Annotated in this window: 16 protein-coding genes; 13 read left to right on the top strand and 3 right to left on the bottom strand. The window is 70.2% G+C overall.

The genetic code is table 11. The annotated features are described in order from the left end of the window. Positions 1 to 45: 45 nt before the first annotated feature. From O7624_RS13565 to O7624_RS13525, 9 genes are read left to right on the top strand one after another with little or no spacing between them, the layout of a single operon-like run. Positions 46 to 441, top strand: a complete 396-nt coding sequence (locus O7624_RS13565) for a hypothetical protein (protein WP_282240262.1) — start codon at positions 46 to 48, stop codon at positions 439 to 441. Between the two features lie 9 nt (positions 442 to 450). Further along, positions 451 to 951 carry a hypothetical protein gene (locus tag O7624_RS13560; protein WP_282240261.1) on the top strand — a complete coding sequence of 167 codons (501 nt, stop codon included), beginning with the start codon at positions 451 to 453 and terminating at the stop codon, positions 949 to 951. Between the two features lie 2 nt (positions 952 to 953). Beyond that, the gene (locus O7624_RS13555; RefSeq protein ID WP_282240260.1) at positions 954 to 1535 is read left to right on the top strand and encodes a hypothetical protein; all 582 of its coding nucleotides are present in this window, start codon (positions 954 to 956) and stop codon (positions 1533 to 1535) included. Positions 1536 to 1579: 44 nt separating this feature from the next. Continuing rightward, complete coding sequence (locus tag O7624_RS13550; RefSeq protein ID WP_282240259.1) at positions 1580 to 1828, top strand: hypothetical protein; 249 nt, start codon at positions 1580 to 1582, stop codon at positions 1826 to 1828. 9 nt (positions 1829 to 1837) lie between these two features. Then, a complete protein-coding gene (locus tag O7624_RS13545; protein ID WP_282240258.1) occupies positions 1838 to 4579 on the top strand; it encodes a phage tail tape measure protein in 2742 nt (913 codons plus the stop codon). A gap of 2 nt (positions 4580 to 4581) precedes the next feature. Continuing rightward, positions 4582 to 5442, top strand: coding sequence for a hypothetical protein (locus O7624_RS13540; protein WP_282240257.1), 861 nt, complete (start codon positions 4582 to 4584; stop codon positions 5440 to 5442). A gap of 1 nt (position 5443) precedes the next feature. Continuing rightward, the gene (locus O7624_RS13535) at positions 5444 to 6538 is read left to right on the top strand and encodes a hypothetical protein (RefSeq protein ID WP_282240256.1); all 1095 of its coding nucleotides are present in this window, start codon (positions 5444 to 5446) and stop codon (positions 6536 to 6538) included. Between the two features lie 4 nt (positions 6539 to 6542). Next, positions 6543 to 8978 carry an alkaline phosphatase D family protein gene (locus O7624_RS13530; protein WP_282240255.1) on the top strand — a complete coding sequence of 812 codons (2436 nt, stop codon included), beginning with the start codon at positions 6543 to 6545 and terminating at the stop codon, positions 8976 to 8978. Beyond that, complete coding sequence (locus O7624_RS13525; protein ID WP_282240254.1) at positions 8978 to 9727, top strand: hypothetical protein; 750 nt, start codon at positions 8978 to 8980, stop codon at positions 9725 to 9727. The genes O7624_RS13530 and O7624_RS13525 overlap by 1 nt, the downstream gene beginning before the upstream one ends. Here the strand turns inward: O7624_RS13525 and O7624_RS13520 are convergent. Beyond that, positions 9724 to 10128, bottom strand: coding sequence for a hypothetical protein (locus tag O7624_RS13520; RefSeq protein ID WP_282240253.1), 405 nt, complete (start codon positions 10126 to 10128; stop codon positions 9724 to 9726). The genes O7624_RS13525 and O7624_RS13520 overlap by 4 nt on opposite strands. A 99-nt stretch (positions 10129 to 10227) precedes the next feature. On the opposite strand from O7624_RS13520, the gene O7624_RS13515 reads away from it, so the two are divergent. From O7624_RS13515 to O7624_RS13505, 3 genes are all read left to right on the top strand, one after another. Then, positions 10228 to 11028 (top strand): hypothetical protein, encoded by an 801-nt coding sequence (locus O7624_RS13515; protein ID WP_282240252.1) that lies wholly within the window; start codon positions 10228 to 10230, stop codon positions 11026 to 11028. Between the two features lie 6 nt (positions 11029 to 11034). Further along, positions 11035 to 11328 (top strand): hypothetical protein, encoded by a 294-nt coding sequence (locus O7624_RS13510; RefSeq protein ID WP_282240251.1) that lies wholly within the window; start codon positions 11035 to 11037, stop codon positions 11326 to 11328. A gap of 183 nt (positions 11329 to 11511) precedes the next feature. After that, entirely contained in the window at positions 11512 to 11820 is a 309-nt protein-coding gene (locus tag O7624_RS13505; RefSeq protein WP_282240250.1) for a hypothetical protein, read from the top strand. 6 nt (positions 11821 to 11826) lie between these two features. On the opposite strand, the gene O7624_RS13500 is transcribed toward O7624_RS13505, so the two are convergent. Further along, positions 11827 to 12087: a hypothetical protein gene (locus O7624_RS13500; protein ID WP_282240249.1), complete on the bottom strand. Its 261-nt coding sequence runs from the start codon at positions 12085 to 12087 to the stop codon at positions 11827 to 11829. A gap of 22 nt (positions 12088 to 12109) precedes the next feature. Between O7624_RS13500 and O7624_RS13495 the strand changes: the two genes are divergently transcribed. Continuing rightward, positions 12110 to 12493 (top strand): hypothetical protein, encoded by a 384-nt coding sequence (locus O7624_RS13495; RefSeq protein ID WP_282240248.1) that lies wholly within the window; start codon positions 12110 to 12112, stop codon positions 12491 to 12493. Between the two features lie 109 nt (positions 12494 to 12602). Here O7624_RS13495 and O7624_RS13490 read toward each other — a convergent pair whose 3' ends face one another. Continuing rightward, positions 12603 to 14519 carry a hypothetical protein gene (locus tag O7624_RS13490; RefSeq protein WP_282240247.1) on the bottom strand — a complete coding sequence of 639 codons (1917 nt, stop codon included), beginning with the start codon at positions 14517 to 14519 and terminating at the stop codon, positions 12603 to 12605. Positions 14520 to 14598 lie beyond the last annotated feature (79 nt).

Raw genomic sequence — 14598 nt, 5'->3', positions numbered from 1 at the left:
CTGGGGGTGATCATGCCTGCTGCTGGTCGAGATGCGTTCGGTCGCGTGGTCGTGGACCTGCGGCAGATCCCCCGCGAAGTTCGCCGGGATCTGCGTCCCGCGCTTAAGGCGGTCGGCGAAAAGGTGGCCCAGGATGCTCGGGGCCGGGCGTCGTGGTCGAGGCGGATTCCTCGCGCCATCAAGGTCAAGGTGTTGTTCGGTCAGGCCAAGCAGGGCGTGATCATCACCGTGGACAGCCGGCGGGCACCACACGCACGCCCATACGAGGGCATCACCGGCCGCGGCAGCTTCCGGCATCCGTACTTCGGCAACCGAGACCGCTGGTACGCGCAGAGAACGAGGCCGTTCCTGGAGCCGGCGGCACAGGCCAAGCGGGCAGCGGTCCGCGAGGAAATCGTCAAGGTCGTCGAGCAGGCTGCCCGGCGCCACGGATTCAACTGAGGAGAGAGCATGGCCCCGCAGCCTTTGCCGACGACGCAGCGCTACATCAACCCCGAGGTCACCACCGTCTACCTTGTGCCCGAGATCGCGGACCTGGACGCGCCGGAACGGTCGGAGCTGGACGACGCCGAGTCGGTGGACCTGACGCCGGAGATCGCGGCGATGACCGGGTGGGAGGTCTCCACCGACCGGGTTGCCGTGCCCGACCTCGCCACCCGCAAGACCGGCCGTATCTCCGGTCGCATCAACCCAGGCGACGCGTCGATCACTTTCTACGCGTCGGATGACACCGAGGACGTGCGGACGGTCATCCAGCGCGGCGACCGTACGAACATCGTCATCCTCGATGGCGGCGACGTCGATGGCCAGTCGATGCGCGTGTTCGCCGTCGAGGTCAGCGCGGTGACACCCACGGTCGACGTGGCCGGCTCCGAGGCCGCCCGTGTGATGGTCGACTTCGCGATCAACGACTGGGCGGAGTCGGCGGTCGTGCCGGGTCCGGCGTCCTGACCGTGGGCAAGAGCAAGGCGCAGCGGGAGCGGCTGCTTGGCCGCTCCCGCCCGAAACTTCCCTACCGGATCCTCGTCGACGAGGACGGCGCCGACCGGGCCCGGCAGCGCCTGGACGTGGCGAACGCGGCAGCCCGGCAGGCCCGCCTCGCCGACCGTGGTGTTGCCGAGGCGCTGGCTGAGGTGGAGGCGGCGCAGGCCGAGCTGGACGGCTGCTACGAGACGATCGTGCTGCGGGCTCTGCCGCTCACCGGCAAGGTCACGGTGGAGACGTTGACAGCGGAGCATCCCCCCACTCCGGAGCAGATGGCTGCCGGCAAGAAGGCCCGCGAGGATGCCCGTGCGGCGGGCGATCCGGTGCCGCCGTGGCCGGCCTGGAACGACGACACGTTCCGGCCGGCGCTGCTGTCCGCGTCCGCCCCGGATGCCGGCATGTCCGCCGAGGACTGGTCGGAGATGCTCGGCTCGCGGATGTCCGCTGGCGAGGTACGCGGCCTGTGGGCAGCCTGCCTGGCCATCAACCTCACGGGCCGCGCTGCCGAGCCGGTGGTGCTCCCAAAAGGCTCGACGACGACCACCAGCTAGCGCTGGAGCTGGACGTCGCACGGGCCTACCAGATTCCGCACTCCGTGTTCCTGGGCTGGTCGAAGGATGATCGGGACAAGGCGATCTGGCAGTACGTGCGGGACAAGCAGACCTGCCGGTCGTGCGGCACCCGCCCGGACGAATGGGCGACCGATGCCGGCGGCCACCAGCACGCGTACGGGGCGGCGGTGGCCCGCTGCCGGGGCTGCGAGGTCCTGGAGGCGGAGCGGGACCGGATCAAGGACAAGCCGCTCGGCGGCGGCACGTACGTACGCCTGGAGCGACGCAACTGAGGGGGGCCCGTGGCAGAGAAGGATCTCTCCTACCGCCTCAGCGCTGACCCTCGACAGTTCGAGCGCGGCTTCAAGTCAGCAGAGTCGTCGGCCCGGGCGCTGGAGCGGGAACTGGCGAAGCTCGAAGCCGAGCAGGCTCGCGTCGAGGCCGCCATGGATCAGGTCGGCACCACATTCCTGGCGGCCGGTGCGGCGATCGGCGCCGGACTGGTCATGGCCACCCGCGCCGCGATCTCGTGGGAGTCCGCGTGGACCGGCGTGGCGAAGGTGATCGACGGCAGCCCGGAGCAGCTCGCCGAGCTGGAGGGGGAACTTCGGCAGCTGGCCCGCACGCTGCCGCAGACGCATGAGGAGATCGCCGGAGTGGCGGCGGCTGCTGGCCAGCTTGGTATCGCCCGGCAGGACATCGTCGACTTTACGAGGGTCATGGTCGACCTGGGCGTGGCCACCAACCTGTCGTCGGAAGAGGCCGCGTTCGCGCTGGCCCGAATGATGAACATCATGCAGACCGCTCCCGACGACGTCGGCCGGTTGGGCGCCACCATCGTGGAGCTGGGCAACAACAGCGCGACGACGGAGCAAGAGATCGTCGACATGTCCCTGCGGATCGCCGGTGCTGGCCAGACCGTCCGCATGTCCGAGGCGGATGTGCTGGGCTACGCCGCAGCCCTGTCCTCGGTGGGTGTCCAGGCCGAGGCCGGCGGTAGCGCGATCTCCCGGGCGTTCATCATCATCGAAGAGGCGGCGCGGAACGGCGGCGAGCGGCTGGAAACCTTCGCTGAGTTGGCGGGTATGTCCGCTGAGCAGTTCGCGCAGGCGTACCGCGAGGATGCGGCAGGCGCGACCGCGGCCTTCATCCAGGGGCTTGGCCGGATGCAGGCCGCCGGAGGGGACGTTTTCAAGACCCTCGCCGACCTGGGTATGTCGGAGATCCTGCTCCGTGACGCCCTGCTGCGTCTCGCTGGTGCCGGTGACCTGGTCACCCGATCCCTGGACGTCGCCAACCGGGGCTGGGAAGACAACACGGCGCTGCTGGAGGAGGCGGAGCGCCGCTATCAGACGGTCGAGTCGCGGATGGCGATCGCCCGCAACCAGCTGAATGATTTCGCGATCGACATCGGCAACGTTTTCCTGCCCGCCCTCGGTTCGGCGGCCGATCTGGTCGGTGACCTGGCTGGGTTGCTGGCCGACCTGCCCGGGCCGGTCCAGGCGGTGTTGGCGATCCTGGCGGCCACCTCGGCGGCGCTGCTGCTGGTCGGTGGTACGGCGCTGCTGGCGGTGCCGCAGATCGCCGCGTACAAGGCGGCCATCGACACCCTCGCCACCAGCCAGGGGCGGCTCGCCGCCACGGCGGTCGCGGCGAACAGCGCGCTGGGCAGGGTCGGGTCATTCTTGGCCGGACCGTGGGGCCTCGCCATCGCCGGCGCGGTCGTCGCCCTGTCCGCGTTCGCCATGGCCAACGCCGAAGCACGCGGCCGAGCCCGGGAACTCGCCGACACCCTGGATGACCAGTCCGGGGCCGTCACCCGCGACACCGGGCTGTGGATCGCCCACCAACTTGCCCAGCAAGGCGTGATCGAACAGGCCGAACTGCTCGGCATCTCCGCCGGTGACCTGACCGCCGCCCTGATGGGCGAAGCCGACGCAGTCGCCCGCGTCAACGCCGAACTCGACAAGCACAACGGGGGTGTGGCGCCCGCCTACGCGCAACGCTCCGACGACACCAACGCCGCGGCGCAGAAGGTCCGCAAGTCGCTACAGGAGATGGGTGGCGACCTGGCCAACGCCAGTGAACTGCACCGCCAGGTCACCGAAGCCACCGAGGGGCAAACCCGCTCCGTCGAGGATCTCGACCCCGCCACCCGCCAACTCGCCGCCGGGCTCGGCATCACCGCCGACGCCGCCGTCGACCTGGCCGCCGAAGTCGACGATCTGGACAAGGCTCTCAGGGCCGCTCTCGACACCATGTTCGGGCTGGAGGAGGCCGAGGACGCCGCCCAGCGGGCCATGCGTCGCATGACTGAGGCGGCGAAGGAGAACGGGGGATCCCTCCAGGGCAACTCAGAGGCGGCGCTCACCAACCGCGACAACGTCCGCAGTCTGATCCGGGCGCACACCGACCAGATCATCGAGTACGCCAAGACCGGCGCAACCAGCGATGAACTGGCCGCGAAGACCAAGGAGCTGCGGGCCCAGTTCGTCCGCCAGGCCACCCAGGCAGGGCTCACCAAGTCGGAGGTACGCGACTACGCCCAGGCGTACGACGGCATCCCCGCCGAGGCGGAGACCCACATCCAGACACCAGGGCTGTCGGGGGCGATGGCGTCGGTGCGGACCTACGTGGACTGGCTACGGCAGATCCCCCGCGAGGTCCGGACGCGGCTGATCGCCGAGCAGCGCACCGCCCGTGGCGGTCACCGCGAGTTCAACGCCCTCGGTGGGCCGGCCGGCTCCAGGTACGCCGGGGGTGGGGAGGTAGACGGCCCGCACGGCTACGACGCCGTACCCGCCTGGCTCACCCGCGGCGAATGGGTGTCCACGGTCGATGCCACCCGACGCAACGCCGCAGCCCTCGCCGCAGCCAACGCCGGCGCGAAGCTGGCCGTGGTCGGGTCGCCCGGTATGCGCGGCGACTACGGCGGCGCCGGCGGACGTGGCATGCACATCGAACGTGTCGAGGTCCGGGCGTGGACGGACCGGTTCTCGCTGCGTCAGGTGGAGCAGGAGCTGGCCATGCATGGGGCGGTGTGACGGTGGCGCTGGCAGACAGGCAGTGGCAGATCCGTGACCTGGTCCTCGGGCCCGGCACGGTGTACCGGGTCATGGACGACACCAACCCGCTCGCCACCACGGTGCGCGCCGATCAGGGCGGGGCGCGTGCGTGGGCGCACGGCAGTTGGTCGGGCGTGGAGTGGCAGGCCGAACGGGTCGTGCCTATCACCGTCCTGATCGACGTCGGTGTCGACGACGTCGACGAGGTGGTCGACGCGCAGCACGCCCTGGCCGCCGCGTTCAGATCCAGTCACGTTGACTTGCCGCTGACCTTCCGGCTCGGTAGCCGGGAGTACGTGTTGTTCGGGCGACCGCGGATGGCGGAGCCGGGCATGGACCTGATCGGCGCCGGCCGGGCGTTCGTGCGCTGCGGCTTCGTGGCGTTGGATCCGATGATCTATTCGTCGGTGGAGCACGTGGTGGGGCCGATCAGCCTGCCGACATGGTTGGGCGGGCTCACCGTGCCGCACACGGTGCCGCACACAGTGCCAGCAGTGCAGACCGGCGGGATCAACGACGGCATCGAGAACGCGGGTACGGCCGAGGTGGGCCTGCTGCTGCGGGTGGATGGGCCGGTGCCGCAGCCACGGATCAGCGTCACCGACCCCGACGACGTGACGACGACGCTGCGGATCGATCTAACGGTGCCGGACGAGCAGTGGCTGGACATCGACACGCAGGCCCGCACGGTGCTGCTCAACGGCGACCCGGCCGCCAGCAGGCGCGGTCAGGCGGTGGGTGAGTTCCCGCTGCTGCAACCAGGTACGAGCGTGATCAGATTCGCGGCTGCGGAAGAGGCTGCCGGCACGCTGAGCGTGCGGTGGCGGGACGGGTGGTGGTGACATGCCGAGCGATCCGCTCTACATCAACGAGTCGGGTGGTGCTCCGTCGTACAACGCGGCCGAGCTGCGGCGCTCGCTGGGCATCTTCGGGTCGAAGGCGGGCACCGCCGACCGGTTTGGGGCCCGCTCCGGTGTGCACCCGGCGGGTGCGGCAGCGCTGTCGCTGTCGGGGACGACGCTGACGGTGCAGCACCTCCAGGCGGTCGTGTATCCGGCCGCGTCGACCACGCAGGGCCCCTACCTGGTGCAGTTGCCGTCGCACACCCACACGGTGCCGGCGGCGTCGGCGCAGCCCCGCAAAGACATCGTCGTGCTCAGGGTGCGGGACGACGACGAGGACGGCTCCGGGGAACGTGACGCGGACACGGTGTATCTGACGGGCACCGCGGCGTCGTCGCCGGTCGAACCGTCCGTGCCGGCCGGGACGGTCAAAATGGGCACCATCGACGTGCCGGCTACCGGCGGCGGCGACCCGACCCTCACCTACAGCGCCCCGTTCTTCGTGGCGACGGGTGGGATCCTGCCGGTGCGCGTCTCGGGTGACCTGCCCACCACCGGCCTGCACGAGGGCGCGTACGCGGACCAGTGGGACGACGACACCCTCTACCGGTGGTCCGGGTCGGCGTGGACGGCCGTGGCGTCGGCGGCGGCGTACGCGGCGGCGCTGGAACCGCTGGGGCTCGGCTACACCGCCTCCAACACCACTGACTCCGGTGTCACCTCGACGACCTTTGTGGCCGGGGCGTCGATCGGCACCACATTCGTCGCCCCGCTGTCCGGGGCGGTTTTGATCACATTCGGCAGCCTCGTGCGGATCACCGCCGACGGCAATGAGACCGCCTACGTGGGAGCGCAACTCCGCTCGGGCGGCACCGTCGGGTCGGGCACGGTGCTGGTCGCCGCCAGCGACAACGACACCATTCGCTGCCGCAAATTCAGCACCACCGTGTCGTCTGTGCAGGAAATCCAGGCGGCCTGGACGATGCGGGTCAGCGGCCTGACTCCCGGCTCCACCTACAACGTGCAGTTGATGCACAGGGTGACTGGCGGGACGGGGACGATCTCCAACCGGCGGATCGCCGTCACAAGGTGGTGACCTCATGCCGGTGATCAGCATCTGGTCGGGTGCTGCGGCACCGGACTCGGTGTGGGTTCGGGCCCGCGTGTCTGGTGCGACGTCGGTGCGGCTGATGGTGGCCGATAATGCCGGTTTCGTCGGCCCCAGCTTCTTCGGGCCGGTCGTACCGACCGCTGAGGGTGTCGCCTCGATCGCGGCCACCGGCCTCGACCCGGACACCCGCTACTGGTATCAGATGGAGCTCGACGGCAACCCGGAAGCGCCGATCGGAAAGTTCCGCACCCACCCACCGCTCGGCGAGCCAGCGACATTCACGTTCGCCGCGATCGGTGACGCGGGAGCCACCCCGGCGAGTCCGGGTGTGGGTCCGATCCTCGTGCCCGGCCGAATGTCCAACCACCCGTCGTTTGCGATCGTCGACAGCCGCGATCCGCTGTTCACGGTCCACCTCGGCGACATGTACTACTACGACCTGGGGACCGACAAGCACGGCATCGTCGGCGGCGCGTCGGCAGCGAACTACCGGCGCGCCCTCGACGACGTGATGCTGCAACCCAACCAGGCGCAGCTGTACGCCAACCGGCCGCTCGTCTACATCGGGGACGACCACGACCGGGGCCCCAACGACTGGGACACCACGTTCGCCGGTAAGACGGTCGACGCGCAGGTGTATCGGGAGCGGGTGCCGCACTATCCGCTGCCCGAAGCCGGCGCGGCGTACCACAGTTTCACCGTCTGCCGGACGCTGTTTACGGTGTGGGACACCCGCTACTACCGCAGCCCTCCCGCCGACGTGGACGGCCCCAGCAAAACCATGCTGGGCGCGGACCAGAAAAGCTGGCTGGCCGAACAACTGGCCACCTCCGACGCCGAATTCCTCGTCGTCCTGAATCCCACTCGCTGGGCGCAGAACGAACTGCCGGGCACCGAATCGTGGGGCGGCTACAGCTACGAGCGCAACGAGCTGATCCAACTTTTCGGCGACCATGGGTGGCTGGACCGGATGGTTATGCTCGGCGCGGACACCCACGCCATGGGCATCGACACCGGCAACGACCCGGTGTTTGGCGGCTTTCCCCAATTTCTGGTCGCGCCGGTGGATGCGACCCCGTCGCCAGCCAACCTGAGCCAGTATTACGACCTCGGGTACACGGCGACGCGGGGCTCGCACGGCATCGTGACGATCGCCGACACTGGTTCGCAGATCGACGTCACCCTCAGCGGCTACATCAACACGGTCCTGTGGCGGACGCACTCCTTCACGGTATTGACAGGGACAGACCCCGATCCCGACCCGGACCCCGATCCCGACCCGGATCCGGACCCCGGGGAGCCGGTGCCACCGCAAACCCCGTCATCGATCAGCGATCGGGTCCGCTGGCTGGGCTGCGACCTGGTCACCGGGCAGATCATCGCCGAGCTGCCCGACGTCACCGGCCGGGTGTCGCGGGTCCTCGGCGCGTACACCACCACGTCCCTGTCGGTGCCGATCCCGGTCGGCGGGCCGGCGGCGATCGGCGCGACCGCTTTCGAGGCCACCCAGCCGGGCACCACCATGGTCGTCGCCGTGGTGAATGATGTGCCGGAGTGGGCGGGCATGGTGGTCACCCGACGCGGCGGCACCGACGGCACCTTGCAACTGTCGTGTGCCACCCTTGAGGCGTACCTGGACCGCCGTTACGTCGGTGAGCACGCCTGGACGCAGCAGGACGAGGCGGTGATCGTCGCCGGCCTGGTCGCGGACGCACAGGTCGACGGCATCGGCCTGGCTGTGGACGCGCCGGTGACGGGGGTGCTGCGGGACCGCACCTACCATCAGGATGAGGATGCCACCGTGTACGCGCGGCTGCGGGAGCTGATGGCGGTTGATGGCGGCCCGGAGTGGACTGTCGACTTGGACTGGTCGGATCAGACCCGCACCGCCATATCCAAGATCCTGCGGTTGAGGCCACGGATCGGAGCGGCATCGACCTCCCCCAACGCCATCTGGACCTCCGGGTGGAGCAGCCAGGGAGCGTCAGACGCGCGGTACACGCTGGTCGAGGACTACTCGGATGGGCGCGGCGCCAACCACATCGTCGCCACCAGCAGCGGTGAGGGCGATGAGAGGCCACAGTCGTCGCCGGCTGAGGACATCCTGCCCGGCTGGCCCCGCTACGAGCACCGCTGGACCCCATCCACGTCGATCAGCGACATCTCAACCCTGGACGCGCATGCGGTCGCCGAGTTGGCGTTGCGCCGTGATGGGGCGCAGACGTGGCAGATCGACGCCCGCTGGGACGCCTACCCGCGTCTCGGTGTCGACTGGCGGCTCGGTGACGATGTCGGCTGGGAGCTGCGCGGCCACCGGCACCCCGACGGGACAACCGGCTCGGGCAGGGTCATCGGCTGGGAGCTGGACATGCAGGCAGGCCGGGTACGACCGGTTCTGTGGTCACCGGGCGGGGAGGTGAACTGATGGGTGTGGTCGGCGACAACGCCATCTCGCCCGGCGACATCATGCGGCGGCTGCGCGAGCTGGAGAAGCTGGTCGAGCAGTTGACCGCAGGCCGCCGCCTTGAGGCCGCGTCGATCGGCAGCGGCGGTGTCACCGTCAAGGACGGCGGCGCGATCCGGGTCGTCGACGAGGACGGCACCTACCTGCTGTGGACGGGGCTGCTCAGCAACGGGGTGCGCGGCACCGTGATGCGGCGGGCTGGTGGCGGTCTGGCGATAGCCACATACGGCACAGGCGTGGCCGGCGACACCGGTTTCGTGGCCATGTACGACCTCGCCGACCAGTACATCGTGACGGATGATGTGGCGTCGGGTCGCGGCCTGGCCCGCCCGTACATTCCGGTACCGATGGGCGACGTGACGCCCCCGACAGCCACCACCACCTCCGCCGATTTTGTTGATCTGTCGGCCGGTCTGTGGCCGGCCCAGCATCCGGTGTTACGCGCCTACGTGCTGGTCCGATCCTCGGACGGGTCGACGACCGGTGAGGTGCGGCTCGTCGTAGACGGAGAACAGGTCGGCGATGTGGTGCCGGTGACCGCCGGCTTGTACGCCTACCGGGTGATCGGACCGGGCGCGGTGCCGGGCGTGTACCCGTTCGGGTCGCTGCGGCCGGTCGCCGTTCAGGGCCGCCGCACAGCCGGGTCCGGCGATATCGGGGTGCGGGTGATGACGCTGCACGGGTTGGAGTCGAGTTTCCTCAACGGCTAGTCGCAGGGCACCTCGGCCGGCCCTTGCCCGTCGATGTCTTTGTAGCAGCGGCGGATGTCTTCGGCCGGCTCGGGCAGCGGGTCGGGCACGATGTCGGCGGTGCCGGTGCCGGTGGTACGCCGCGCCGTCGGGGCCGGAGTCGGCTTCGCCTCGGTGGTCTGCTGCTCGGTCACGGTGGTGTCCCTCTCCTTGCTGGTCTTCTCCGCCGCCGGGCTACCCGTCGTGCTGTCGGGGCTAGCGTCCGGGGTGGCGGTCGGCGTCGCGTCGTCGTCGGACACGGTACGCACCACGACGTCCCGCGGCTGCGGTTCAGGCCGGTCGGTGAGCTGCGCGACGCCTACCCCGCCGGCCAGTCCGAGGGCGACGAGTGCGGCGCCGATGGCGATACTGCCACGCTTCATGATCAAGCCTTTCGATGTGGGCGACGGCTCGACTGTAAGCCGAAGCCACACGCTGTCCACGCAGCACGACACGGTTCTGACCAGAGATAGGAGCTGATCGTGGCGTCTTGGCGGTTGGCCCGCAGCCTTGAGGTGCTGCGCGACGAGATCCGGGCACTGCATCCGGGCACCACGGTGTGGACGATCGGCGACGAGGCGCATGTCGTGTCGGACCACCGGCCCAACGCGGCCGGGGTCGTCTGTGCGATCGACGTCCTCGGTGACGGGGGCCTCGACCTGGCGCGGTTCGCCGAGGTGGTGCGTACGAGCGGGCACCCGGCGGCGAAGTACGTGATCCATGCCCGGAGGGTCGCTTCCGCCGCCTATGGCTGGACGTGGCGCACGTACACCGGCTCGAATCCGCACACGACCCACGTCCATGTGTCGGTCGGTGTCGGGCCCGACGGGCGCTCTACCGGCCCGTACGACGACACCAGTCCGTGGGGGCTGGCCAGCACAGGGGGGATCGAGATGTTCTGCAAGCGAGGCGACAAGGGCCCCACCGTCGAGGCCCTGCAGCGGCTTCTCGCGGTCGCCGGGCATCCGCCGGAGGGCGGTGCCGACGGCGACTACGGCCCGGCCACCTCACGTGCGCTGTTCGCGGCCCGGCAGGAGGTCGGCACGCAGGCCACCTCCGGCGACGAGTACACCCCGGCCGCGTACGCGCAGCTTTTCCAGCTGCTGGCCCGCAAGCAGGGCAGCGGCAAGCAGGGCGAGCGCGGTCCCGCCGGTCCGCAGGGGCCCGCCGGTCCAGCTGGTCCGCGCGGTGAGCGTGGCGAGCCCGGCCCCGCCGGGCCGCCCGGTGCGACACCGACCCGCATCGCCATCACCGGCGAGGTTGTCGCCGTCGACCGGGCGTAGGTCGAGGTGCTGGATGCGCCCCTCGCTGCTCTCGTCGCCCAGGGCGGCCCCGTCGGGCTGCTCAGCCTCGTCGTGGTGCTGATCCTGCTCGGCCGGCTCATCCCCCGCACCGTGCACGAGGACCGGATACGCGACAAGACGGAGCGGATCGCCTACCTGGAGGCGACGCTGAAAACTCGCGACGATGAGCTTCGGGTACGCAGCGAGCAGGTGTCACGGCTGCTCGGACAGGGCGACATGTCGGTGCAGGTGCTCCAGTCCCTAGCACGGGAGGCGGGCAGCGATGCGGTGGTGGAGTAGACGCAACCAGCGGCCCTCCCCGGAAACGTTGGCGGCCCGCCGCCGCCTGGAGCAGGCCCGCCGCTCCCTGTCCGCAGCCCGCGCCGACAGTGAGGCAGTCGAGCAGGTCGCCGCACGGGTGGACGAGATGCGGCGACGTAACCACTTCGGCCCGATGATCACACGAGCGTTACGGGGGTCGAGATGAGACACGCCAGCACCGTGCTGGCCATGGTCGGGTTCGTGGCCTGCCTGTACTTCGTGGCCGCCTACCAGTGGCTGACCGGTGGGGACTGGCGGCACAATCCGGCCGGCCGGCATCTGATGGAGTTCACCGGCACCCTCGGGGTGCTGCTGGGGCTGATCGTGGCGGCCCGACTGTGGCCCGACTATCCGGGCCGGGACACGATCACGCTGGTGGTGTTCGGTCTGCTGGTGGCTCAGGTGGTGTGGCGGTCGGTGTTGCTACACCGCGCCCAGGATGACCGGGAGCCAACCGGCCGCCGTTCATAGCTGGGGTCAGTACGGGTCGACGGCCCGGATCTTCCACTGCCCGTACTGGCGGCCCTCCGCGTACAGGCGCTCCAGTTCGTTCCGGGCCGACTGCTCGTCCGGGTGCTCGGACCGTCGCGTTGGCGCCGCGGCCGGGCTGTTCAGCAGCACCACCCACAGTCCAGCGCCGTCCGTCTGCTGCTCCAGCCGCACCATCGTCACCGGCACGTCCGGGTCGTCGGGGCGGTAGAGCAGGGCGGATTCGCGGAGCTGCGGCTGGCCAGGCACATCCTCACTCTAGGAGATCGTCATGAAGCTGTTCGGTCGTGAGCCCACGCTGTGGATCCAGGCCCTGTCCGCGTTCCTCGGTGTCGCCGTGACGTTCGGCGTGCCCGGGCTGTCCGCCACGCAGGCCGCCGCGATCGTCGCCGCGACCAGCGCGGTGTTCGCCGCCATCAACGCCGCGCTCGTCCGGCCGATCGCGCCGGCCGCGTTCACCGGTCTGGTCACCGCGCTGGCGGTGCTGGTGGCCGCTTACGGCCTGGACGTGTCGCAGGAGACCGTCGGCGCCGTACAGCTGTCGGTGGTGGCGGCGTTGGCGTTGCTGACGCGTACGCAGGTGACACCGACGGCGGACCCCCGCCCGGAGTCCGGTGTGGTGGAGCACCAGATCGGTGTCGTACCGCGCCGGTAGTCTGTTTCGCGCGGCGCTCCGGCGGGTCCGGGCCGCCAGCGCCGACCAAGCAACGAAGCGCCCCACCTGCTCTTGTGGCGGGTGGGGCGCTTTCTGCGTGCCCGGAGGATCAGGCGGCCTGTGCGACCTCGTACTGGCCGTAGCCCGCCTTGGCTACCCGGCCCGCCTCAGCCAGGTCGCCGAGCAGGTTGTGGACCTGCCGCTCCGAGTAGCCGGTGGCCTCCTTGATGGTCGACGGCTTCCGGTAGCCGGAGCGGATCGCCGCAAGGATCTTCTCGTGGTTCGGCCCGAGCTTGCGGGTGGCCTCCTTCCTGGCGGTCGCCTCGAACTCGGCCCAGCTCGGGAACGCCCGCACCTCGCCGAACACCTGCAGGGCCGCACCGTCACCACCAGACGTCGGCCGCGGCGCCGGGCGCACCAGCGGAAGCTCACCGGGCACCAGCAGGTCACCGTTCACCACCGCGCGACGCTGCTCGAACGTGCGCTCCCGCGACCCGTAGCCCTGCACCACCGCACTGGCGGGGGTGCCATCCAGCGACCGCCAGGTGATCCGAGGCGGCCACACCTTCTTGAGCCGGTCGTCCAGGTACGAGCTGCGGAACAGGGCCGCCCGGTCACCCGGGGCCGGCTTCGCCACGAACCCGTACCCGCCGCCGATCGGGAACGTCTTCGGGTTCGCCGCCACCCCGAAGATGGTCTTCGCGTTCGGGTCGTCGCCGGCCAGCATGATGCCGTTGCCGGTGAGCAGGCTCGACCGCAGCGCCTCGCAGTACCGCGACCCGGCGCCACCGAACGCGTTCAGCGTCGGCTCCTGGCTGGCCAGGATCAACGCCACACCCACCTTGCCGCCTTCCCGGGAGATGGTGGCGCACAACTGCTGCGTCAACTTCCAGTGCTCCGGGTTCTCCGCCTCCAGCAGCGCCTTGTGGCATTCGTCGATGATGCCGAGCAGGCCAGGCCGGTCCGCGGTGGGCGTGAAGCCCTCATGTTCGGCGTCGACGTTCTCGCGCTGCCGCAGCTGCATCACCATGTACATCCCGGACACCATGGCGAGGATCCGCGCGAACGTGCCCGCGAACAGGTCAGCGTGGCGCATGAGCAGCGGCGACGACGCGCCGCCCTGCCCGTCGGCGTAGAAGATCACCGTCGGGTGGCTGGCACTGGATGCCAGCGACATGGCCAGGGAGTCGATGAGCCGCGACTTGCCGGATCCGGTGCCGCCCTGAATGAAGCCGCCCCACAGACGGTTCTCGGTGTACGCCCGCCAAGTGGCGGTGCCCTCACCGTCGGCGTACGGGCCGAGACTGACCCGGCCGGTGGTCGAGTCGAACGCGGACGGCCCGGGCCAGAGGACACCCTTGCGGACGGGCGAGTTGGTGATGATGGTGAGCCGGGCGGTGGGCTCCGGCTCGTCGGGGTGCTGCTCGACGATGAGCTGCTGGTCGGCGAGCAGCTTGAGGCCGCCTCGGACGGTCTTCATCTTGTCGTCGACCATGCCGAGGTGCTGCTTGCCGGGCCGCAACCGTAGCGTGTACCGCATCCCGGCGCCGATCTGCTCCGGGTTGGTGAGCCGGGAGCCGGGCAGTACGCCGCCGGTGCAGCCGATGTTCTCCGACCAGCGGCGCTGGTAGTCGGTGCGGGTGACCTTCGATGCGATGAGCCCGACGGGGTGCTGCCGCCACCAGTGCATCGACAGCCCGTACCCGAGGGCCATCAGCAGGCCGACCGCGCCCAGCGACACGCCGGCGACGGTGACCCCGGTCAGCCAGCCCACGGCGACCGTCAAGAACGCGAGTGCCCGGCGGCGGGCCTTCTTGTCGAACACCCTGCGGCGAATGCGGGTGGCGGCGACCACGGCGATGACGAAGGCGCTGCCAGCCACCCACACGGCGACGGTCTGCTCGTCACCGACCACGGTGGCGGCCAGGCGGCACGCCCCGGCCGCGACGACCAGGGCCCCGACGGCGGCGTGCGGGGCCAGCTGCGGGCGCAGACCACCCTCGGTTGGCGTCTCGGTGGTGTCCATGACTCTCCTTGGTGCTGTCCGGTGGTCCCGGCTTCCACCGCGCGGGCAGCGCGCCCCTCGACGCGCTGCCCGACGGCGG

It is taken from the genome of Verrucosispora sp. WMMD1129 (genome assembly GCF_029581255.1).
Taxonomy (GTDB): Bacteria; Actinomycetota; Actinomycetes; order Mycobacteriales; family Micromonosporaceae; genus Micromonospora; species Micromonospora sediminimaris.
This window is presented reverse-complemented; position numbering and strand designations above follow the sequence as displayed.